This window comes from Bartonella sp. AA89HNZF, from assembly GCF_042196905.1.
Classification (GTDB): Bacteria; Pseudomonadota; Alphaproteobacteria; order Rhizobiales; family Rhizobiaceae; genus Bartonella.
Map to the genome: position 1 here is coordinate 149913 of NZ_JBHIRD010000001.1, position 25286 is coordinate 175198.

Below are 25286 nucleotides of genomic sequence, written 5' to 3' on the forward strand. Positions count from 1 at the left end.
TTTGGTCAAATAGTCTAAAGTAGTATAAAAACATATTATCCTATTGAGCTGTAAAATGCTACCTTTCAGAGTGATGCTTGATAAATTACGCAGGAAATATTTTTTGTTAGAGTGTGTGAGAAATATTTAAGATAAGAGTTGATCTGTAAAGTGGTCTGCTGTAGGGACTTGTCAAAAGAATCTAGATTGATTAAAAACCGCTGTAAGTAGAAAATTTTACCCTTTAGAGCAAGCAGAAAATTGGAAATTTACCATAAAAATGCTATCATAAAAAAGACATGTCTTTCTTATCTTTGCAAGATTATCTTCGTACAAGATAAAAATTTTTATTGGAACAAAATATCATTAAACGTGTAAAATAATCATATCATGTAAAATCAAGCAGAATGTGTGTGTATGAGCATTTAAGCCGGTTTTTAGCACAAAAATAATTCCCCTTTCATTTTTGGAGAAATCTATATGAGAAGCATAGCAGATAAAAAACTTGTCATTGCTACACATAACACCGGAAAATTGCATGAAATCACTACTTTAATTACGCCTTTCGGTTTAATAATACAATCGGCAAAAGAACTGGGCTTGCTAGAACCAAAAGAAACAGGAAAAACATTTGAAGAAAATGCTTATATTAAAGCTTTTTCAGCAGCAAAAAAGACAGGACTTCCTGCCCTCTCTGATGATTCAGGCTTAGAGGTAGATGCATTGGAGGGTGCGCCAGGCGTTTATACCGCTGATTGGGCAATTCAAGCCGATGGTACACGTAATTTTCCAAAAGCTATGAAAAAAATAGAAAATGAACTCCAAAAAGTCGGAGCACGAGAAAAAAACCAACGGAAATGCCGTTTTATATCCGTCATTTGCATTGCATGGCCTGATGCTCATGCAGATTACTTCCGCGGATGCGTTGAAGGAACGTTCATTTGGCCTCCACGGGGAGACAAAGGCTTTGGTTTTGATCCTATTTTTTTACCCGATGGATATGAAAATACCTTTGGAGAAATGTCAACAGAGCAAAAACACAACTGGAAATGTAATGATATTCCCCCTCTTTCACATCGCGCACGTGCTTTCAAACTTTTGGCAGAAAACCTTTTAGCATTCTCATGAATGAACCTTTTGGCATTTACATTCATTGGCCCTTTTGTGCAGCTAAATGTCCTTATTGTGACTTTAATTCGCATGTTCGCATCCATGGTGTTGATCAACCACGTTTTGTCACCGCCTTTAAGCGCGAAATAGAAACGCAATACCACAAAATAGGCCCACGCCATATTACAAGTATTTTTATTGGTGGAGGAACCCCTTCTCTTATGGAGCCGCAAACTGTCGATGCCCTATTGCAAGCACTTGCAAAAAAATGGGTAGTCGATGATAAAGTTGAAATTACATTAGAAGCCAATCCATCCAGTGTGGAAGCAGAGCGCTTTCGTGGATACCGTACGGCAGGTGTTAATCGCTTATCTCTAGGAATACAAGCGCTCAATGATAAAGCATTGCGCAAACTTGGCCGACTCCATAATGTGGAACAAGCTCTTTGTGCCATTACTTTAGCGCGACAAATTTTTCCACGTTTATCCTTTGATCTCATTTATGCCCGCCCTGAACAAACTCTTGAAGAATGGAAATCTGAACTTGTACAAGCAATTGATTTAGCAGCAGACCATCTTTCTCTTTATCAATTGACAATCGAAGAAGGAACTGCCTTTAAACGGCTTCATGATGCAGGAAGACTTATCCTTCCCCCATCAGAGCTAGCAGCAGATCTGTACCATCTTACTCAAGAAATAACCGCACTGCATGGACTTCCTGCCTATGAAATCTCAAACCATGCAATGCCCGGTGCCGAATCAGCACATAATCTTCTTTATTGGCGTTATCACCAATATGCAGGCTTTGGTCCAGGAGCACATGGACGTTTCATTGAGCACGCACCGAATCATTCCTCTTTCTGTTCAAAAACATCATTATCACACCTTAAAAACCGTGAACGTTATGTCACAATAAATGAAAAACATCCCGAACAGTGGCTTAATTTGGTAGAAACAACAGGACATGGCTGTATTGAAACGGAACATTTAACCACTGAACAACAGGCAAATGAAATGCTCCTTATGGGATTACGCCTTTGCGAAGGCTTAGAACTTATACGCTATGAAACCTTAAGCCCTAAACGTATCCCAATGGAAAAACTGATCGATTTACAACACCAAGAATTGATAGAAATGGTGGATAACCAACGCTTAAAAGCAACAACCAAAGGACGTATTGTTCTTGATCACATCATCAGCCAACTCGCAAACTAAAGTTTTTATAACAACATACTTATTTTAATCATAATTATCATTTTTCATAGCAAAAGCGAGACTAAAATATTGTAAGATTCCCTTATTTTAAATCTGTTTATAGTCAATTAATTACAACCATTCGCTTACACCTTAAAAATAGGGAATGTGGATAAAAACTATAAAAAAGAGGCAATACCTTTTATGAACACTCTCAAATGAAAGCTATCGCAATATTTTGAGCTGGAAAGTGTATAGTGGTCTAGCTTTTTTCATAAGCGCAAAGATGATGCAATACTATAGACTTTATACACTTCACGGAAAATTCTATATTACATATTCATAAGAACCATTGTAGCATGAATATGATAAAAACTAAGAGATATTTCTTTAAAACAAGCACATGAATATATAACACGATGATTTTTGTTCTTTATGAGATCGTGGCACTATTAAAGAACCAAAGACATAAGCATGAAACAATCTCTATTATTTACTCTAGATCCTTTTGAAAACTGTAAAATCGCATGAAAAAGGATAGTAAAAAGGTACATTTATTTTTACCTTTATGCTTTTATATCCTCCCTCAATGAGACTCTATGTCTGCTTGTGAAGAAGCAAAGCCGAGCACCAGCACATAACTTTGCCAGCTCGTGGGTGTTGCGACGGCCCTTGGCACTTGAGACGGTTCATAAGAGACATTTGTATTCCTTTCTTCTATAGTTTTTACTCACACACTCATCCCCGCTTGTTATGTGCAAGCAAATGATTTCTCTTGATTTAAGATAAACAGGTTTGAAATGAGAGAATCCTCGAATATTAGGGCTCTTACCCAACATGCAAAACAATGAATTATTCTTATAAATCAATGTGATGTATCTTAAGAGATTACAAAAACAGATATACATGCAACATTTTATCTCACCCTGACATATAAAAACTGTTGTAACAAAGAAAATTGTGAACCAATATTTGAGATATGCCGTTGTGTGCTGGGTATTAATTTATAGGTAACAGCAAAATCACGAATTTTATTAAACATACAATGCTATAAAATCACAAATATACTAAATATGAATCGGCATTGCTTCGTTGGCGAGCAAAATGGTATTCGTTGCATATCATCTTACTTGTATGTGTACATGCTTATGGGTATCTATACACGTCCTTTAAGGTTATTTTATAACTAATTGAAAATAATAATATAGGACAATCCTTGGCTAAAAAAGTCAATGTGATGCTACAGAAGAATTTCTATATATCTTTATCATCAAAAATATTAAAGCTGATTGGATAAGCTTACTTTCTATCTCATAATGATTTTTTCTACAATAAAGGTTCTTTAGAGTAACAAAGAGTATGGCAAAATATATGGATAAAATAAACTTGAAGCGTATTTCTATAGGCTTTATTTTAAAAGAAGTTCATTGAAACAAGGAAAGCATTTTATGAACATGCAGAAATCATATTAAGACATGTGGTATGAATGAATGCATTTACGTTGTACGAACTTTTTACAATAGCAGCATGTTTTTGTGTGTCTTTATGGCTCCAATCTGTCATCACACAATGATGATATAATATTCATTGTTTTCCATATATGATTGCGTGTGACTTCCTTTCTACACTTTAAAGAACAAATATTTTCAATCCAATATGGTCTAAACAGTTCTGCTTCTTCAAACAGGTCTCTTTTGGCTTTTCAATTACGTAATTCACTTAACTAAAGACTCTACAGGCAAGAATCCCAACTTAAGAATATTCATCACTTACTCTAAGACTACTTAATATATTAAGTTTTACGAGTCTCGTATCACCACACCATAAATGGCAATATCTTATGGCACAACAAGACAAAGGTATTTTTGAACCAGCAACCTTTTCTTTATGCAAAAAAATCAACAATAAAACGCTCATAAATAGCAGTGAGCGTTTCCACGGCTTCAAGAGATACACACTCATCTACCATATGCATCGTTTGCCCTGGTAAGCCAAACTCAACCACTGGGCAATAGTCCTTAATAAATCGCGCATCTGAAGTACCACCAGAAGTAGAACATTCTGGTATACTCCCTGTTACACATTTAATCGCATTGGATACAGTTTGAATGAGTTTATCATTTTTAGTCAAAAAAACATCCCCTAAACTTGGAATCCATTCAAGCTGATAAGAGGGATATTGATCACTATTGTTTTTTGCTTGCACCAAAGCAAGGCGCTTTTCAATTTCCTCCATCAGTGTTTCTTTTGTCCAAAGATCATTGTAGCGTATATTAAAACGAACCGTTGTCTGCGCTGGAATAACATTGACTGCTAAGTTACCGGTATCGATGGTTGTTAGTTCTAAATTACTCGGTTGAAAATTCTCTGTCCCTTTATCTAAAACGGTTTGTGTCAATGCTTGAATAAGCTTACTTGCCAAAGGCAAGGGATTGGCAGCCCGTTCTGGAAAAGCAACATGGCCTTGGCGACCTTTCACGATAATGATACCAGAAATCGATCCGCGACGACCAATTTTGATAATATCACCAACAGTCTTTACACTTGTTGGTTCTCCCACAAGAGCCGCAGTCCATTTTTCGCCTTTTTTTTCTGCCCATTTGAGAAGTTTTACCGTACCATTAACGGCAGGTCCTTCTTCATCACCTGTAATTAAAAGGCTTACCCTTCCTTTAATGGACTGTTTCTCAAGAACTCGCGCTAGAGCCGCAATAAAACAAGCGATACCACCCTTCATATCAACAGCACCCCGCCCATATAATTTCCCCTGATCTATAACAGCTTCAAAAGGTGGATAAGTCCAATCTTCCAATGCGCCTGGCGGTACGACATCCGTATGACCCGCAAACATAAGATGGGGTCCTTCACTTCCCATTTTTGCATAAAGATTTTCAACATTATCTGTATTTTTATCCGTAAAAATAGGGCGATCGACGTGAAATCCCATTTTTTTCAAAAATTGTTCCAAAGTTGATAAAGCCCCTGCTTCATGAGGTGTAACAGAAGGACAACGAATAAGTGCCTGTAATAGCTGAAGTGGATCTGTAAGAACAGACATAAGGTCCCTTCCCATTTTTTTATAAGTCATCGGAACTTAGAGTTATTACGCTGAATTACAAAAAAGATAAAGCAAAAACATTGAAGACACTCAGCAAACCAAGCAGGGGAGAACAATCGTGCTGAGAGCTTCAATGACTTCCTCATTATGATGCATGAGCAAGCACACACTCAACAAAACACTCAACAAAAAGTTCCGTTAAATGTTGTCTTCATTTGAAAGTTTTTTACGCCTCTAATTTATATGAATCAAAATTAATTGCATGCAGTCTAGGAGCATTTTCTTTCAACCAAGCTCGATATGTTTTACTATCAGGACATAGCTCTTCACAAAGAGCCCAAAATCTTGGTCCGTGATTCATTTCAACAAGATGAGCAACTTCATGGGCAACAACATACTCAACAACTTCTTTTGGTGCCATAATAAGGCGCCAAGAAAAAGAAAGACGCTTATCGATTGAACAAGAGCCCCAACGACTTCTCGTATCTTTATAACAAATGGATTTGACTTTACGTTCTACCTGATGAGCATAAAGTGCCACCAAAGGCGTTATAATAAGCGCCGCTTGTTTTTTTAAAACGTCAGCAATGCGTCTTGGAAGATATTCTAATTGACCATAAACAATAATTTCAGGCCCTTGCTCCGCATCTGCTGTAACAATTTCTGTTACTCCACGTCCCTTTCTATGCTTTATGGTATGAGAAACGCCCAATAAAGGTATTGTCGCCCCCTCTTTGAGATAAGCATTTTCAGGAGAGACTTGTACACGAGCAAGACGTGCCTCAATCCAAGACCGATGTTTTTCAATAAAATTTTCAACCGCATAGAGATTTATCGCTGGTGGTGTTGTTACACAAATCTCTTGATTTCTGGCATCGATACGTAAGGTAAGACGGCGCGCATACTTATTTTCCCGCACCCGTACAGGTACAGAGCGATCAGAAAAAATAAAATGCTGTTTAGAAATGCTCATATATTTTTATCTTCATCAATAAATATACCCCTTATTTTGCATTAATCTGATTAATAAAAGATCTCAATACTGTTTCAAGGCAATCTAAATCTTGTGGACGAGAAAAGCGATGATCTGCATCACGAACAAGTGTCAATGTTACATCATGGAGAGGTAAATGATCAAGTAAAGTCAATGTATGATGATAGGGAATATCTTCATCTTCCATCCCTTGTAGAATATGGACAGGACACCCAACATCAATGCATCCTTTCATAACACAATTTTCGCGTCCATCTTCAATCAATGTTTTTGTAAAGGGCATTGGCTCTGTATCATCAACTGCAGGTCGTTCAATATAGCCTTTTTCTTCCAAAACCTTCCATTCTTCTGGGCCTAATTTTGGTTCCACCAATGTTTGTGTAAAATCAGGCGCTGGAGCAATCAATATCATGCCAGCAAGCTTCTTATTTTTCTGTGCTAGCATCATAGCAAGCCTTAGCGCAATCCACCCACCCATAGAGGAACCAATCAAAATTTGTGGACCCTCACAATAGGTTTCAAAAATCGCTAAACTTTCCTTAACCCAACGCGAAATTGTTCCTTGAAAAAAATCACCTTCAGATTCTCCATGTCCAGAATAATCAAAACGTAAACAAGACAAATCATTCTTCTGAGCAAACTGATCAACTAACGTTGCCTTACTTCCCAACATATCGGATTGATAGCCAGGAAGCCAAACCAAACCTGGAGATTGGCGCCCCTTGCGATAGCGTACCGCAAGTGCGGTGTTCTCAAACGAAAAAAACTGACAAGGAATATTTTGATCCATGATTCTTTATCCTCCATAAAACAATTTCTTTAAATTAAGAGAAAAACTTTTATAATCTAAATCATTCCAAAAAGTAATAAATCAAATAATGAAAAAGATACGAATTATTGTTGTTTTTAGGTGCATAATTGTATATTAAATTAACTGTAGTTGAATCAAAATTTAAGGAGCATAAACCATTCGTAAACCGTTTAAAATGACACCTACCCAAAAAGACGGACCACGTTCAAATCAGGATATTCGGGTACCTCATGTTCAGCTTATCAATGATGAGGGACAACATCAGGGAGTTGTTGCGATACAAGAAGCTCTTGCTATGGCTGCAGATGCGGGACTTGATTTGGTTGAAATTGTACCAAATGCGGAGCCACCTGTATGTAAAATCATCGATTTGGGAAAATTAAAATATCAAACCCAAAAAAAAGCTGCTGAAACACGTAAAAAGCAAAAAGTCATCGAAATCAAAGAGATTAAGATGCGCCCAAATGTTGATGTCCATGATTATGGAGTCAAACTCAAGGCTGTTCATCGCTTTATTGATCATGGTGATAAAGTAAAGATTACTTTGCGTTTTCGTGGTCGTGAGATGGCTCACCAAGATCTTGGATTAAAGCTTCTTCAGCGTGTGAAAGAAGATACAAGTGAAATTGCCAAAATCGAATTGGAGCCAAAGCTTGAAGGCAGACAAATGATGATGGTGATAGCACCTAAATAGTTTTGCATTGGAATAATATTCGCATGCAACTCATCAAAATGATGTGTATAGTGTTATTTAGAAGCACCACATAGAGTTTTTGTGGTGCTTTTAAGGTTTTATAAATGTGTATAAATCCTTTTAACAGTTTAACAGTGCTTGATTGATTTATAAAAAGAATTCGTTATTTTGCATATTAAATGAAAAAGCTCAAACATCGTAAGGTCTTATTATTTCAAGTTCTTTCTATATGAATCCGACAAAATAATTCTGCTTGCACATCACAAACAGAGATAATGCATACATAAAATTATTAAAAAAAGCAGAAATGCCTTTTGTGAACCATTTGAAGTGCCAAAGGCTATTACAATATGGAAATTAGTAAATAATAATGATGAGACTCGCCCGTACTTTTTATTTAACTAAAGATAGTAATAAACAACAAATTTTCGTTATACTTTTCACAGAAACCTTGCACTATATTCTTCACTCTCACCGTCGTGAAATTGATGGATGAACCTTGAAAGAAAAGGCTATTTTTGTACAAAAGATTTATGGATTTTTTTAATCTAAGAGTGCTTCAATCTTGCATAAAACAACAAGAAAATATAGAAGCACTTTATGGACAAAAAACAAATTTCCTCTTTTGATAAACATCTTATTATCCGTCTTTTGCGAGAAAATTTTCATAAACATGCGCGTTGGTACAGTGCAGCTATTTTCTCAATGATCATCATTTCTGGTACAACTGCAACTAGTGCATGGATGATGCGTGATGTTGTTAATCAGATTATTGATGCGCAAAATTTTCCTATGATCGTTTTGATTTCTAGCATCATTGCTTTTATCTTTATTCTCAAAGGAGTTGCAACTTTTTCCCAAACTTATTTTCTAAACAAAGCAGGCAATAGTATCATTGCTGAACAACAACGCAAAATTTTTGCCCGACTTATGGAACAAGGAGTCTCTTTTTATCATAATAACACTTCATCTGATCTTCTTGTTCGCGTAACCCACAATGCTACAGCTGTACGTAATATCATTGATACTATTATCACAACTTTTGTACGTGATTTGCTTTCCGTTAGTGGTTTGTTGCTTGTCATGTTTATTCAAAACTTTATATTAGTTGCCATTACTTTAATCGTAGGACCACTAGCTTTTTTAGGCGTTCGCATGGCTTTAAAACGCGTTCGCCGCCTTATGGAAAAAGAGCTCCTTTCACTTGGTGAAATTATAAAAATCGTACAGGAAACTGCTGTTGGTATTCGAGTCATTAAGGCTTTTTCACTAGAAGAAGTCATGAAGAAAAGAATGGACAAAGCCATTTGTGATGTTGAAAAACAAACAAATAATATTGCAACACTCGAAGCTATTACCAATCCGATTATGGAAACGCTCACAGGTGTTGCCATTGCTGGTATTATCTGTTTTTCCGGTTACCTTGCAACCCAACGCGCAGGTGTTCAAGGTGAATTTATGTCCTTTATTGTTGCTTTACTTTTAGCTTATGAACCCGCAAAAAGACTAGCAAATGTACGTGTTAAAATTGAATCTGGATTGGTCAATATCCGTACGATGTTTGAAATACTCGACCATCCTCTTACAGTTATAGAACATAAAGAAGCTAAAGATCTGAATAAAACGCAAGGAGCTATTCGCTTCGAACACGTTTCTTTTGCATACACTGAGAACAAAATGGTATTGAAAGACATAAACCTAGAAATAGAAGCTGGAAAAATGACAGCATTGGTGGGACCATCAGGTTCGGGAAAGTCTACCTTTATTAACCTTATTATGCGACTCTATGATCCCACAAAAGGACGCATATTAATTAATGATCAAGACATCCGCTACACAACATTTCGCTCTCTGAGAAACCTGATGGCCTATGTAGGACAGGATACTTTTCTCTTTCAAGGAACTGTTAAATATAATATCGGACTTGGAAAAGAAGGGGCTAGTGATGACGAAATTATCGAAGCAGCAAAAGCAGCAAATGCTCATGACTTTATTATGCGTTTGCCAAATGGTTATGATACACAGATAGGTGATAATGGCTGTAATCTTTCAGGGGGGCAAAAACAACGACTTTCTATCGCTAGAGCAATGATTCACGATAGTGAAATTCTGATTCTTGATGAAGCAACGAGTGCGCTCGATTCACACACCGAAGCGCAAATTAATGAAGCTATTCATCACCTTACCAAAGGACGCACAACGATTATCATTGCTCATCGCCTTTCAACAATTGCCCGTGCTCATAAAATTGTGGTCATACAAAATGGACAACTAATTGAACAAGGTACTCAAAAAGAATTGCTCGCAAAAGAACATGGGTTTTATAAAAAACTTCATAATATCCAGTTCAAAAAACATACCCCCTAATTTCTAGATCCTTAAATAAGATTTGAAATAAAAAATGGATAGAAGGTAATGCTTCATTTATAAAAAAAGACTTGTTATCAAGAAAAAGCATTACTTCAATCAAGAATTGGCAAAGAATTTATGGTTTATTGAAAATAAACTTCTTGGATTTAAATGAAACCTTTACTCGCTATTTTGTTGAATGCAATTGACTTTAACCACGAAACTTCAAAAACCCCTTCCCTTCCTCAAATAAGTGTTGAAACATTCATAAGTGTTGTGAATCCCTGAAAAAGAGAGCATCAAGGTTTGAAAAAATTGTTACGGAGGAGGAATCTGGATTAATACAACCTTTATCCGTGTTTATCCCTGCACTGATAATTTTTTTCTCTACACATTTTAAAGGACAAAGATTCTACCCAATCTGATCTGTAACAATCTAGATTTTTATTGAGTTCATTCCGCTTGATAACAACTTATGTGATTCACTTATACAAGGCTTACCCTAAAATATTTACCACGTGTTTTCAGAATACTGTGTCAAAATTACATATCTTATATCACCTCACCTCAAATGTCGGTCTTTTATAGTACAATAGAATAAGCTAACAATTATAAATTGTGCTGCAAATTATAGATACACTCCGTGTAAGAAAAACATTGAAAAATAAGAGAGGATTTTATAAAACTTTTTTTACTGTTGTAGCTTGCTTTAAAGCAAGCTTTGCTGTTTTTTCTACATCTAGAAACTAAAATGATATTCCTCTAATACCTTAACTGCTTGAAGAGTTTACAAATGCACAACGTTAATGCTTATATAAGGCTATGATTCAATATGCAAAAAAACAGATGAAAAGCAAAATGACATTCCTCTTTCTTTTAATCGCTAAAATAGAAAAATACGACATATAACTCTGATAAATATTTTTACAAAAATATCTTTTAATATACATTTTAATACTTTGATTTATAATCATAATTTGTTATTTTATATCTTAAACAAAAGATAAGATGTAATTTGCTTATTGCAAATTTTCTTTATATTTATGATGAATCAATCAAAAGCGCTTGTTGTACGTCATAAGAGATATTGGTATATGCATAAAAACTCTTAAGATAAGCAATAAAAATACCTCTACACTTTCAAGTGAAAAGATTGTCAGCAACATGAGAAGCTGGAAAATAGAATGATAATGCCGGCTTATAGCTTTAGTAAATACTTATACCTTTATTAATAACGGTAGTGTAGATTTTATACCATTCATAAGAGATACTTTATACCATTTCACAAGCAATCTTATGAAATAGACTCAAGCGCACACTGAGAAATGTTCCTTTAAAACAAGTACATAAACTTGCAACACAATAATGTTATATTTTGGAGTATTCTGTTTGGGGAGCTATTCGTTATAAGAAAAGTGATCTTATTCCAGACACAATAAACAAAATCTAAAATAATAGGTAATTTTTATTATTAAAAAATATTGCTTTAAATGCGTTTGACAATAAAATCGATATCTTATGAATTCTCTGCTTGCCTCACGTTTTTGACGGTCTTTAATGGAATCATGTCCTTCACGTAAAAACAGAATGCCATTGTGTTGCAAATTCACGTACTTGTTTTAAAGAGACCTCTCTCAAAGTCTTTCCCAAACCCATTTCGCGATAACATCCGTGAATTGTATAATGATAAATCCATTAAGCTCCCCATCTTTACACTTATGGAGTAACAAGCCGGCACCATTTACACTATTTTCCAGCCCCTAATGTTGCGACAGCTCTTAGCTCTCGAGATGATTCATAAGAGGCATTTTTAGTCATTTCTTAATAGTTTTATCCACACAGGATTCCCAGCTTGTAGCATGCAAGCCGAATGATTTTGATTGATTCAACGCGAGAGAAATTCGTATGATATGCATAGTTCTAATTCAAGTTGAATAACGATAAATTATCTTTATAAATCAATATATTGCACACACTACATTCTTTAGGCAACAGCACGATATGGGCTTGAAAACAAGGTAAGGTATTTCTCTAAAATAAATATATAGCAGCAAAATAACATACTATCTTTCGTGAAGATTTTGTCCCTTTAGAGAATAGCATAACAAAAATCAAATATTTCAGATATATCTCTTCACGCCTCAACAAAAAGCTTCTTCTTTTATAGGATTTCTAGTCTATGCCTCCTTCCTCAGATTTAGAAATGAGAGACAAAAAACGAAGAAATTGTTTTTTTAAAATTCAATCTTTAATAATCTCTTTCATAAAAGAGACCTATACTAGAATTTTGTTCATTTCCTATGGCACCTTTAGCTTTGAGATGACGCGAAATATCTAAATTAATTGTCCCTTTCGTCGTTCCATCAGACCCTGCTTCAAAGCCCAAATAAATATTATTGTGTATGTAGCGTCCAATACGTAAGCCTGTATTCCCTTTCTCATTAACGATAACATCAAGATCATCAAGTCCAATTTTAGTTCGTAAAGTATTCAACAAAGATGTATTAGAACTACCTGCAAGATCAGCCGCTGCTGCTGCAAGTTGAGCAATCTGAAATGGTGATAATTCATTAAGAGAGCGTTTAAAAATCAAACGCGCCAAAATCTCATCCTGAGGCAAATTTGGTTGTGATGAAAAATTGATATCAAGATTATCAACCGTCCCACTTACAGTTACAGTGACGCGAATATCACCACTGTTATTGTTGGTTACAAAATAAACCGTAGGATTAAGATTACCACTAAAACTCGCTTGTCCTTGATCAAAATTAAGACGTTGCGACAAGATATCAAAACGTCCACGAATCATTCTAAATTCACCAACTGGATGCACATCATTCAATGGACCTGCTAGATTAATGCGTCCTCCCAGTTCAGCATCTAAGCCTTTTCCGCGTACAAAAAATTGATTGCGTGCAGTAATACGCATATTTGATAGCACGACAGATGAAGATTCTTGTGTAACTATACGGCTTTTGCTTTTGTTCGTGTTCTTAACATCAGCACGTTCAAGTGTTGTTTGAATCGATTTAGTTAAATTCTTATTTCTAACATCAAGAAACTTGGCACTTTTAAAATGATCAGGAACAAAAACTTCAGCTTTTTCAACGATGATATCACCACCAAGAACAAGACTATTTAAAAAATGACCTGTCATTGTCATCTCACCTGATAATGTTGCCAGAATCATAGAACCATCATTATAATTGGCATTATCAAGATGAAATATCAAATCTGTCTCTAGACCATTAGAGATACGACCTGAAGCAGAAATTCCTCCCCCCTCAAACGAAGAAGCTGAAGCTTTTTCTATAAGGATATGATCACCTTTCAATTTGCCTTCAATTGTTATATTATTTAATCCTACATTTGTTTGTGAATCAAAAAAGCTACCGTCGCCTACAGAAATATTTCCTATCAATTGTGGCTTTGATAATGACCCATTAAGAGCTGTATCAATTCTTGCTGTACCCGTTATATGTGCACCACGCTTAGCTAATAAGAGATTAACAAAATCAAGAGGCATTATCCCTTTAACGTTTAATTTTGCCTCTGAACCATTAAGAGATACAGGCCCATGGATGGAAAGATCTAATCCTTTATCTCCAGTAGCTATCATATTTTCAATATGAAATGTCGATTTTTTATAAGAACCACGAGCATTTATATTGATTGACATCGGTCCTTTAGGCGTCATAGCGGTTAAATTTTGACTAGAAAGCTCAAAATGAGCAGATGGATCCTTCATTGTTCCACCAATATCAACTTTACCTATCACTGTCCCATCAAGCGCTTGTCCTGCAATAAAACCATTCGCCAAACGTGCAGATAAATTTTGCAAATTAATATGAAGATCAAGCGCATTTTTCTCTAGAGATACACGCCCCTGAGCTTGTGCTTGTACTCCTTCTCCTGTTAAATTTGCATTCAAAGTAAGATTTTGATCTACAGTGTTTCCCGTAGCAGAAAGAGAAAAAGGCATAATTTTTTTATCTTGAAAAGCAACGGTTGTCAGTCCCTCACCTTTTATATCGTAATTTATATCAGGTTTTTTTAAATGACCACGAATCATAACCTGCCCTGTTACACTCCCTGCTGCTCCAAGATCGGATTTCCACAAATTGACTAAAGTAGCAGGCAGGGCATTCATTGTAAGTTGTAAATTCAGGGTATCTTGAATATTCCCTGCTAAGATGATGTTTCCCCCATTTATTGCAATTCCTAATTCATTGATTGTCATTCCATCTTTATCAAAAGCAATTATGGATGGCTTCAGCAATGTTGCATGAAAAGTATGTTGTTTTAAGCCCACAGTTTCAATTTGCACTTCTCGTTTTATACTTTCTGGAAGTTCCTCAACCATTAAACGACCAGAAAGCCGTGCATTGAGAGTATCATGCAACATCGCCTGAACAGTAAAAACCGTTTGTCCATTATTCCTATCAGCGTGAGCATTTAAACGATTGACCATTACCAAAGGTGTTTGAATATGTTCTGCATTGAGAACTCCTTCAAACTGAGTCATGCCAAAAGGATCGAATATATCAGCATCTATTGTCAATTTTTTTATTTTATTCTTGGAAAAATTCAAATGGTTAACATGCGCCTTCACATTGGTTTTTTGTCTGCCATTTTGTTCATCAAAAATAAAATCTCCTTTTACTTTTCCACTACCATCCTGCAAAAATAACGCTGAAAGTACGGAAATATCATCGGCATCAATATGCAGCGCTCCTTTCAAAAAACCTCCAAGTTGTTGAGAAAGACCACCGGTTATTTTTGCATTTCCCCCTCTAATATCGATATTTTCAAGTTTTCGAATTTTATGAGAATCTTCAAAAGAGGCCGATAAATGCAAAGGTTTCTTAGCAAAAGTTCCTTCACCTTTTACAACTCCTGTTAAAGAAGTAATCGGTGCTGTATTATCCATAAGTGCCTCTATGTTAAACGTTGTGTTTTGAAGTTTCTTCCCCACAAAGAGTGCTTCAGCCACATGAGCACGTGTATTTAGTTTTATATGGCTATTGCTCCCTCTCGCCGTACTTTGAATTGTAAGTGCACCACTTATCTTTGGGTCTAATTTGGACAAATCAGATATTTGAGCAGATAAGTCCATTTTAGCGCTTTCATCTGAAAAATAACCATTAGCCTTTATGTTTGTATATTGATTTTTCAAATTCCAATGACGTAAAATGAAGCCCTTTGTATTTCGAGCAACTCCACCTGAAAGACTAGTATTTCCTTTGAATAAACGATCAAAAGACTGCATGCCTATTTTCATATCATCAGCCATTCCTGATAATTGGAGATCAAAAATGCCACTCAATAAACTGATCGTTCCTTTGGCTTTAATATCTGCACTACCAGAAAGTGATTGTTTACTGAACACTTCCAAAGGAGTTAATGTTTGAGCTTTTAAACCGAGATCGCCTTTAAAAACAAAATTCTCCATTGTCCCTTTTAACCAAGAAGAAAAACCCTGAGCCGTAACACTCAGATCATGAATCAAAATTGGTTTATTCGAAACAATATCCGTATCTAAATGCACATGAACCGCTTGGCTTAAATTTTCTACTAACGCTCCCTTAATCTTTTTAACCCCTTGAAGCGTCCCTTTAACCTGAACACCAACATGACGAGAAGCTACATTATCAAGATTTTCGCTTACTCCTCCCATATCAAAAATTGCATCGCGAATATAAATATTTTTATTGCTTAAATGACTTACAACCAACCGCCCATTCCAAGATTGTTGCCCTTCGCGACCATAGTCAATGTTCAAAGCAAGAGTATTCGCAGGTTTTGGCACTTCTGATACAGATAAATGAACAGACTCCTTTTCGTTATCAAGAGCCATTTTGCCATCAACAAAAAGCCGTCGCAAGAATCCATCGGCGGTTATTTCAGCATTGGCTATAACATTCATTGCTTTGTTCTGAATAACCATCTGATCAAGATGCATCACACCTTCTCTTGTCCTTCTTGCTTGTGCTTTCAACGTTACATCAGACTCAAAGATGTCACGATATTGAGAAGGCATTAAAGGGTTCAGTTTGCCCACTAGTTTCGTAGACAAACTATGTCCTTCTGCAATATTTGCAAAAATAATATTGCCTTCTAAAACAGAAGAATGATCAGCTTCCAACGAAAGTCTAACAACCAAATCATCAAAAGTACCTTCACCTTTAATGGCGAGATTTAATGCTGGGTGTTTTTCAATATTGAAAACATTCGTTAAAATGCCATTTTGTGGCTCATTAGCAGAAATATCAATTTTGGCTGTACGATTGCTATCAGATATCTTCGTTAGAATAGAAAAAGAGCCAGGTGCATCTAAACGATGTGTCTCTATATCAACATTAAAATCACCACTATCTAAAGTGACATTGCCTTCTAAAGACATATCAGCAGAAAAACCAAAAAGATTCTGTTCAAACGTTATATGTTGAGCTGTAAGCGCATTGATAGAAAGAGCAAGTGGCAATTTTGGTAAAGAGAACTTACCTGTCTCAAGGGAAGAAACAAAAGAAGAATTGCCTTGCGGTTTGCGTAAAAATGTAACCTGTTCTGCCGAAAGCTGGTTAATATCCATCCGCCCTCTCAGCAACGCTAGACGATTCCAATCCATTTTAGCATTGGTAATTTTAAGCCAAACCCCTTTTTTATCACTGACAGTAATAGTATCAATTGATGTTTGAGAAGACAGTGTCCCTTGCATATTGTGTAAACGAACTTGACGATTAGGCGCTGAAAGCTTTCGTTCAATTAAAGAAACAAACCATGAGCGATCATCTGTTTTCATTTCGCTAGAGGGAAGAATGTCTCCTCTTTGCGCAAAAACAAAACAACCCACCCCAAAAAACAAAAATACAAAGAAGAAAGCTGATAAACGTGCACCTTTTTTCATTAAAATGCTTGCCCTATACCCACATAAAAACCAATGCGAGGGTCACCCTTCTCTCTCTTTAAAGGAAAGGCTAAATCAACGCGTAAAGGACCAAGACCCGTCATATAACGACCTCCTATACCGGCTCCCCATTTAATTTTTTGAGAAAAATCAAATTTCGCCTTTTCCCCTACTAAACCTCCATCAAGAAAACTGACAAACCCTATTTTATCATTTAAAGAAACACGCAATTCTGCTGACCCCTCAATAAGCGCCCGTCCACCAACAACCCCATCATTTTCTGTTTTGATACCAATATTACGGTAAGCATAACCACGAACAGAGCCCCCACCACCAGCAAAAAAAAGCGTATTTGCGGGTACTTGTGCTGTATCATTCCCAAGAATTGTACCAAGCTTTGCCCGCGCAGCAACAACAAAACGATCCCCTTCATCCAACGCCCAATAAGAGCGACCTTCTGCTGTTACTTTTGCAACAAAGTTGCTAAAACGCATCTCATAAAAAGGCTCAATGAAAACTTCACCATATAAACCTTTTGTTGCATTAAACTTATTATTACGACTATCGTAAATCAAGCCGCTAGGGAAACCGATTGTTGTAAAATTACGGCTCCCAAAATAGACATCACGTGAATAACCATTTGAAACTTCTACAGCAGCCTGTCCCGATAGATTACCATTAAAAATATGCGTAATACCTAATTTTCCTTTGATGGCTTTTGTCGTATAATTTTCTAAAACATCTTGTTGTATTTTTAATTCTGACCTGAAATCTGTATCTGGCGTGAGTACACCGGGCTTTACAAATGTGCCTCCGAAAAGATAATCAAAATTTTTAAAATTATATGATTGCTTTTTATTGCTACCAACACCAGTTATTTTTGTTTCAATTTTAAGAGTCTCTGCATGACCAAAAAGATTGTTATGCATCCAATAAGTCTCAAAACCGGCACCGTCTAAAGTTGAATAGCTGCCGCCTACACCAAAACGACGCGGTTTATGTTCTTGTACAACAAGTGCAAGCGGTAAACGTCCATCTAAATTAATAGTATCAGCCTCACGTATATTGATAGCACGAAAAACACCAAGGCGCGCAAGACGTTCATTTCCCTTAGCTAACGCATCGGAATCGTATATCTGCCCTGGTTTCAATCCGGTCATCCACGCGATATAAGCTGAATCTACACGTGGTTTCTTACTTATATTACGCACACTTAAAGGACCATAATAAGCCTTTTGTCCAGGAGCAACAACAATCCGTCCTTCAACACGCAACGCAGCATGGTCAGCCACGACCTCACTCTTCATAATTTTAGCTTTAGCATAACCTTGTTGCCGCCATCCTTCTATCGCCCATTTTTCTGCTTTCAAAATAGTTTCAGATTTAGCAATAGCCCCAACTTTATAGCCCAATTCTTCAATTGTGGGCATTTTATGCGCTTTACGTTTTTCAAACGGAGCTACTTTATCAATATTTGCAATACTAAAAACATATTGTGGACCAGCATTAATTGTAATAACAATATTGGACCGTGCTGGAAGTTGAGTTACCGGACTTAAATCAGCGACTTCTAAGCCATTAATTTTAATACTAATAATACCACCATAGCGTCCATCAGCATAAAGAGCAGAAAGAATTGCTCGATAATCTGAACGCGCCTTGGCGAGCAAACCAGAAGAACTGGCGGATGCTTTCTCTTTATCAGCAACAAGAGAAGAAACAGATTTAACTATTTTTATACCTTCTAATGGTGCACCTGGCGGTGCAACAACATCAACTTTATAAAATTTCTCTGTACTTTTGGCATAATATGAAGAAGAATTTGTTTTCTTTTGACCAAAAAGAGGGATGCCGAAAAAATCAAATGCAGCAAGTGGCTGTGGAAAAGAAAAAGTAAAACACAAGCCTATAAATACACAGCGCATAGTCCCTGATTTTAACAAAATTCTTGTCTGGTATACCATAAAATCAGATACCTTATAATACACTTTGCATCTACTACGCTTTAAATAATATAAAAATAAGAAAGGTAAATATAATTACTTTGCACATTTTACACGTTTTATCACATCAAATAACACTCTGCGATACATAACGTTATCCTCCCCTTATATTTTCATAAAATTCTGCACTGTTGTATAACACGAACAGCCTCATTCTTTTTTTCTTAACATATTTATTTAGCTTATTATAAATGTTTTATTGCGTCCCATATCATCATGGTTAAATTTGTACAAATGACTTTCCATGGGAATGCTAAAAAACTGCCCACGTATATAGTTCTCTCTATAAAAAAAGCTATAGAGATGCTTCTTGATTTTTATAAATAGATATGATTGTCTCTACCAAGTCTAAAGGGGGAAAATAAATAAATGATCGCACGTATTACAACTGTTGCTTTTCGCGGTCTAGAAGCAGTCCCTGTCGATGTACAGGTTATGATTTCATCCGGTAAAATAGGAATGGCTATTGTTGGATTAGCTGATAAGGCAGTTGCAGAAAGCCGTGAACGTGTACAAGCAGCCCTCCACGCTTGTGGACTTTCTATGCCTACTAAACGAATTACGATTAATCTTGCACCAGCTGATTTACCTAAAGAGGGATCACATTATGATTTGCCAATTGCCGTAGGCTTAATGCTTGCTATGGGAATCCTCCCTCCTGAAGTAGCACAAGACTATGTCATTTTAGGAGAATTATCATTAGATGGTTCACTTACCGCTGTTCATGGTGTGTTACCAGCCGCCATGACAGCTTTATCACTTGATAAAGGACTGATTTGTCCTTTTCAATGTGGACCTGAAGCAGCATGGGCAAATGCAGAAATAAATATTCTTGCCCCAGAGACTCTGCTCACTATAGTCAACCATTTCAAAGGAACCCAAATTCAAAAACGTCCACAACCGCGCCAATATACTATCGAAACTGAGCTTCCAGATCTTTGCGAAATCAAAGGACAAAAAACAGCCAAACGTGCCTTAGAAGTTTGTGCTGCTGGACGCCATAACCTTTTGTTTGTAGGTCCCCCTGGTGCTGGAAAATCTATGCTAGCGCAACGCTTACCTTCCATTTTGCCACCTCTTGATAGCCGTGAGCTTTTAGATGTCTGTCTGATTGCTTCTATTACAGGAGAAACGGTTCATAATACCATTTCACTTCATTGCCCCTTTCGTTCCCCACATCATTCTGCTTCCATGGCCGCAATGATTGGTGGAGGGCTTAAAGGACGACCGGGAGAGGTCTCCCTTGCTCATAATGGTGTGTTATTCCTTGATGAATTGCCTGAATTTTCCCCACAGGTTCTTGATTCTCTTCGTCAACCTTTAGAAAGTGGGGAGTCAGTTATCGCCCGCGCTAATCATCATATTAGCTATCCTGCTCGATTCCAACTTATTGCCGCAATGAATCCTTGCCGTTGTGGTATGGCAGGCGAAAAAGACCATGTTTGCCCTAAAGGGATACGCTGTCAAATCGATTATCAGTCCCGTATTTCTGGTCCTCTGCTTGACCGAATTGATTTACGGATTGATGTCCCTGCTTTGACGGCTATGGACCTTATGCAACCAGAACAATCAGAAAAAAGCTGCGACGTTGCCAAACGCGTCGCACGGTGCCGTACCATTCAAGCTAAACGTTTTTCAACAATGGGGTTTGATCATATTCGTACCAATGGTGATTGCCCTGCCAAAATTATAGAACAGATTGCCATTCCTGATAAAAGTGCGACCATACTCTTACGAGATGTGAGTGAAAAAATGCACCTCTCTGCACGTGCTTATCATCGCATTCTCAAAGTTGCACGCACAATTGCTGATCTTGACGGATCAGATACTCTTTCACGCTATCATCTCGCAGAAGCTATTTCCTATCGACTAGGCGCAGAAAGATTAACAGCCCTTAACTAAAAAACTATTCATCAATAAAAACTTATTGGAAAATAACGCAAATAAAGTTCTGTAAGTTTACCATCCTCTTCTAAAGATTTCAGCGCATAATTGAGTATATCGACCAATTTTTCGTTCTTTTTTGCAACAGCAAGCTGCATTCCTTGTCCCAATAACTGTGGCGCCATATATGCCCCCCCAACAAAATGACAGCAATTCGCGGTTTTTGAATCGTTTAGCCATAAAGATAAAGCAAATCCATCATCAAAAATAAGATCAATTTTACGCTCCTGTAACGCTTTATAGAGCTCCGCCCTGCCTTTAAATTCTTGTCCTTTGGCTTCAGGAAAATAGTGATGAAAGAGCTTTTCGTGAACACTTTTAGATAAAACACCACTGGTTAAATGTACCAATTGATCGCTTATTGGCTCATCGAGATTTAAACGTCGAGTAGCAACAAATCGCGCTGGAAAACGCAAATATGGCTTTGTAAAAACAAGATCTTGCTGGGTTTTATTTGTTTCTTTTAAACCTGCAATAATAACTTCTGCACCACCATTGTTAACATGTTCTACAAGCTCTTTCCAAGGAACAACTTCTACTTCACAAAACTTCTCTAATTCTAATTTTGAGCAAATAGCACGCAATAAATCGATATTATAACCTGCAAGATGCCCCGTTTGATCAAGAAAATTAAAAGGAGGAAAATCAAAAGTTGTTACAAAACGCAAACGAACAATATCCGTTGTATCAGGTTGTATCAAATATTCATGCGAATCAAAAAAAGAAGGCAGCCTTTCAGCTTCTGCGTAAGAGGAAAATAGAACCCCCCCTGCTACAAATAAAATACGAATAAAAATATTGTATGGATTATTGAATAAAAGATACCGTAAACGCAATTGAAGATGTTTTACATATATAGATTTTTTTATTTTCAAAATCTCTCCCCCATTTTCAAAACTAAAATGCAACTCTCCTTAATTATTATCTAACGCACTTCACCAAAATATCTGGCGTTTAATAAATAAAATTCTTGCTATTTTTTAAAACTGTTAAAAAATTTAACAGTTTTCATATATTTTTTTTGAAACCATTGAAAATACTTCTTAAAAAATTGCGTGAATAAGCCGCACAATAGCGTTTTATTTTGAATAAGAAATGTAACCTCCATGGACAGGAATAATACAAACAAATATACACAATATTCTCACCTCAATTTAACATACAAAAAGTTAAAAAACTTAGAGAACGCGTAATATTAACTTCATTAAGATTGAAGATTGATTTATAGGTAAGAAAGTAAAAGTCTCGTTAGTGTAACATAAAGATGTACAACTAATTTTGAAATATTATGCATATGCAAAAATAAACAATAATATCACTCTTCACATAATTTTAAAATTTACGTTTAAAGTTTACGTAAAGCATAATTGACCTCGTCCCCAAATTTTAAAGGAAAAGGATTCGTACCAACGTTGTTCTGTAAACAGTCGGCTTCTCTCGATAAATTACGCTTTTAATTTCTTTAGTCTTCCCATTGTGATTCACTTAGACTGAAGGCTTTCAAGCCCTGCCCTGAATATTCACCACGCACTGTAAAAATACTTAAATATACCAAAGAGGTGCTTACTTGTCTTATATTATCACCCTAAATGACGGTATTTTAATGTATAATGGTGCCATATCATTTCATCATTCTTTCCATTATATATCGACAGATATTGAATCTAGATCTGATATACGGTAAATGTTTAATGTGGTTATTCCATAAATAACTGATCAGAACATTGAGCTTTAAAAAAGCGGATAAAATATTGAAATTGAACACAGGAATGGACTAACTTATGAGTGATGAAATAACCTCACCGGCACAAAGCCATGACTATGATGCGGCTTCTATCAAAGTTCTCAAAGGTCTTGATGCTGTACGCAAACGTCCTGGGATGTATATCGGTGACACTGATGATGGATCGGGGTTACATCATATGGTTTATGAAGTTGTAGACAATGCTATCGATGAGGCTTTAGCCGGTCATGCAACTCTTGTAAACGTCACACTCCATGCTGATGGTTCTTGTTCTGTTCGTGATAATGGACGTGGAATTCCGACAGATATCCATCCAACAGAAGGTATTTCTGCAGCTGAAGTTATTATGACACAGCTTCATGCCGGCGGAAAGTTTGATCAAAACTCTTATAAAGTTTCAGGTGGATTACACGGTGTTGGCGTCTCTGTTGTGAATGCACTCTCTGTTTGGCTTAAATTGCAAATCAAACGCAATGGTAAAATTCATGAAATATCATTTACCCACGGGGTAGCTGATGCTCCATTAAAAGTTGTTGGCGATTGCGATCAAGAAAGTGGAACAGAAATTAGATTTTTACCAAGCTCTGAAACCTTTACTATGGTTGAGTTTGATTTTGAAACTTTAGAGCGTCGTTTACGGGAATTAGCCTTTCTAAATTCTGGGGTTTATATTCTTCTTGTTGACGAGCGTCATGCTGATATTAAATCCGTTGAATTGCATTATGAAGGTGGATTAATAGAGTTTGTGAAATATATTGATCAATCAAAAAAAGCGCTGCTTGATACTCCTATTTATATTACAAGTGAAAAGGATGGTATGAGCGTTGATGTTGCCCTATGGTGGAATGATTCCTATCATGAGAAGGTCTTGTGTTTTACCAATAATATCCCTCAGCGTGACGGTGGAACTCATTTGATAGGTTTCAGAAGTGCCCTTACACGCCAAATTAATGGCTATGCTGAATCTTCAGGTATTGCTAAAAAAGAAAAAGTGAACTTAACCGGTGATGACTGCCGTGAAGGATTAACAGCTATTCTTTCTGTCAAAGTTCCTGATCCAAAATTTTCTTCACAAACAAAGGATAAGTTAGTCTCTTCTGAAGTGCGCCCTATTGTTGAAAGTTTGGTCAATGAAGAGCTTTCGATATGGCTGGAAGAACATCCTAATGAAGCAAAGCTTCTCATTAGTAAAGTGGTAGAAGCTGCAACAGCACGTGAAGCAGCACGCAAAGCACGTGAACTCACAAGGCGAAAAGGAGCGCTTGATATCACTTCTCTACCAGGAAAGCTTGCCGATTGCCAAGAACGAGATCCTGCAAAATCAGAAATCTTTATTGTCGAGGGGGATTCGGCTGGCGGTTCAGCAAAAAGTGGGCGCTCACGTCAAAATCAAGCAATTTTACCCCTTCGTGGTAAAATCCTCAATGTTGAACGAGCACGTTTCGACCGCATGCTCTCATCTGATATGATTGGAACACTTATTACAGCTCTTGGAACGTCTATCGGTAAGGATGAATTTTCACCCGATAAATTACGTTATCATAAGATTATTATCATGACAGATGCGGACGTTGATGGAGCCCATATTCGTACGCTGCTGCTCACTTTCTTTTTTAGACAAATGCCCGAGTTGATTGAACGTGGACATCTTTATATTGCTCAGCCTCCTCTTTATAAAGTGTCGCGTGGAAAATCTTCCCAATATATTAAAAATGAAGCAGCGTTTGAAGAATTCTTGATCGATACTGGATTAGAAGAAACAACGCTTGAGCTTTCAACGGGAGAAGTTCGTGCAGGAGCTGATTTATATCAACTCGCTAAAGATGCTCGTATATTACGTCAACTTTTAAATGGTCTTCATACCCGTTATGACCGCATCATTGTTGAGCAAGCAGCAATTGTTGGTGCTTTTAATCTCGAAGTCTTTGCAACACAAGAAAAAGCGCAAAAAATAGCAGATACTGTAGCACACCGCCTTAATCTGATTGCTGATGATATGGAACAAGGTTGGAGTGGACAATATACAGCAGATGGAAACTTATGTTTTGAGCGTATTTTACGTGGTGTTAAAGATGTTGTTACGCTTGATGTGGGACTTATAAATTCAACTGACGCACGCCAAATTGATCGCATTTCCCAAAATTTTATCGACATATATCATCCTCCTGTTCTTTTACGTCGCAAAGATAAAACAGAGCGTATTTTTGGTCCTATGAGCCTTTTAGAGAGCATTTTTACAAACGGTAAAAAAGGTGTTACTCTTCAACGTTATAAAGGTCTTGGGGAAATGAATGCTGAACAACTTTGGGAAACAACGCTTGATCCCAATGCACGTTCTCTTTTACAAGTAAAAATTAATGATGCAACCGATGCAGATTCACTCTTTTCTCGTCTCATGGGTGATGAAGTTGAACCTAGACGTATTTTTATTCAAGACAATGCCTTAAGCGTTGCCAATCTTGATATCTAAAGATACTCTTCTGTTTTTGGCTGTGTAAAC

The 25286-nt window shown here is 36.7% G+C and carries 12 protein-coding genes and 1 pseudogene; 6 read left to right on the forward strand and 7 right to left on the reverse strand.

The window, feature by feature from the left end; all coding sequences use genetic code 11:
• The first annotated feature begins 459 nt into the window (after positions 1-459).
• The gene (rdgB, locus tag ACFIN0_RS00520) at positions 460-1107 is read left to right on the forward strand and encodes an RdgB/HAM1 family non-canonical purine NTP pyrophosphatase (protein ID WP_375701683.1); all 648 of its coding nucleotides are present in this window, start codon (positions 460-462) and stop codon (positions 1105-1107) included.
• On the forward strand, positions 1104-2303 hold the full coding sequence (gene hemW / locus ACFIN0_RS00525) for a radical SAM family heme chaperone HemW (RefSeq protein WP_375607934.1): 1200 nt from the start codon (positions 1104-1106) through the stop codon (positions 2301-2303). The genes rdgB and hemW overlap by 4 nt, the downstream gene beginning before the upstream one ends.
• A 1864-nt stretch (positions 2304-4167) precedes the next feature.
• On the opposite strand, the gene dapE is transcribed toward hemW, so the two are convergent.
• The 3 genes from dapE to ACFIN0_RS00540 all read right to left on the reverse strand — a co-directional run bounded on the left by dapE (position 4168) and on the right by ACFIN0_RS00540 (position 7124).
• Complete coding sequence (gene dapE / locus ACFIN0_RS00530) at positions 4168-5340, reverse strand: succinyl-diaminopimelate desuccinylase (protein WP_375701684.1); 1173 nt, start codon at positions 5338-5340, stop codon at positions 4168-4170.
• 226 nt (positions 5341-5566) lie between these two features.
• On the reverse strand, positions 5567-6313 hold the full coding sequence (locus ACFIN0_RS00535) for a M48 family metallopeptidase (protein ID WP_375606135.1): 747 nt from the start codon (positions 6311-6313) through the stop codon (positions 5567-5569).
• A 31-nt stretch (positions 6314-6344) separates the two neighbouring features.
• Entirely contained in the window at positions 6345-7124 is a 780-nt protein-coding gene (locus tag ACFIN0_RS00540) for an alpha/beta hydrolase (protein ID WP_375701685.1), read from the reverse strand.
• Positions 7125-7320: 196 nt separating this feature from the next.
• Between ACFIN0_RS00540 and infC the strand changes: the two genes are divergently transcribed.
• The gene (gene infC, locus ACFIN0_RS00545; RefSeq protein WP_026500140.1) at positions 7321-7839 is read left to right on the forward strand and encodes a translation initiation factor IF-3; all 519 of its coding nucleotides are present in this window, start codon (positions 7321-7323) and stop codon (positions 7837-7839) included.
• A gap of 600 nt (positions 7840-8439) precedes the next feature.
• Positions 8440-10206 (forward strand): ABC transporter ATP-binding protein, encoded by a 1767-nt coding sequence (locus ACFIN0_RS00550; RefSeq protein ID WP_375606133.1) that lies wholly within the window; start codon positions 8440-8442, stop codon positions 10204-10206.
• Positions 10207-11720: 1514 nt separating this feature from the next.
• Here ACFIN0_RS00550 and ACFIN0_RS00555 read toward each other — a convergent pair.
• The 3 genes and pseudogenes from ACFIN0_RS00555 to ACFIN0_RS00565 all read right to left on the reverse strand — a co-directional run.
• Positions 11721-11996 (reverse strand): annotated as a pseudogene (locus tag ACFIN0_RS00555) (Arm DNA-binding domain-containing protein); the annotation flags it as partial.
• Between the two features lie 440 nt (positions 11997-12436).
• Complete coding sequence (locus ACFIN0_RS00560) at positions 12437-17095, reverse strand: translocation/assembly module TamB domain-containing protein (protein ID WP_375701686.1); 4659 nt, start codon at positions 17093-17095, stop codon at positions 12437-12439.
• Positions 17095-19059: an autotransporter assembly complex family protein gene (locus tag ACFIN0_RS00565; protein WP_375701687.1), complete on the reverse strand. Its 1965-nt coding sequence runs from the start codon at positions 19057-19059 to the stop codon at positions 17095-17097. Before ACFIN0_RS00565 ends, ACFIN0_RS00560 begins: the two co-directional genes overlap by 1 nt.
• Before the next feature lie 408 nt (positions 19060-19467).
• Between ACFIN0_RS00565 and ACFIN0_RS00570 the strand changes: the two genes are divergently transcribed.
• Positions 19468-21000 (forward strand): YifB family Mg chelatase-like AAA ATPase, encoded by a 1533-nt coding sequence (locus ACFIN0_RS00570; protein WP_375701688.1) that lies wholly within the window; start codon positions 19468-19470, stop codon positions 20998-21000.
• 11 nt (positions 21001-21011) lie between these two features.
• Here ACFIN0_RS00570 and ACFIN0_RS00575 read toward each other — a convergent pair whose 3' ends face one another.
• Positions 21012-21917: a transporter substrate-binding domain-containing protein gene (locus tag ACFIN0_RS00575; protein WP_375701689.1), complete on the reverse strand. Its 906-nt coding sequence runs from the start codon at positions 21915-21917 to the stop codon at positions 21012-21014.
• Between the two features lie 906 nt (positions 21918-22823).
• Between ACFIN0_RS00575 and gyrB the strand changes: the two genes are divergently transcribed.
• Positions 22824-25256, forward strand: a complete 2433-nt coding sequence (gene gyrB / locus ACFIN0_RS00580; protein WP_375701690.1) for a DNA topoisomerase (ATP-hydrolyzing) subunit B — start codon at positions 22824-22826, stop codon at positions 25254-25256.
• Positions 25257-25286 lie beyond the last annotated feature (30 nt).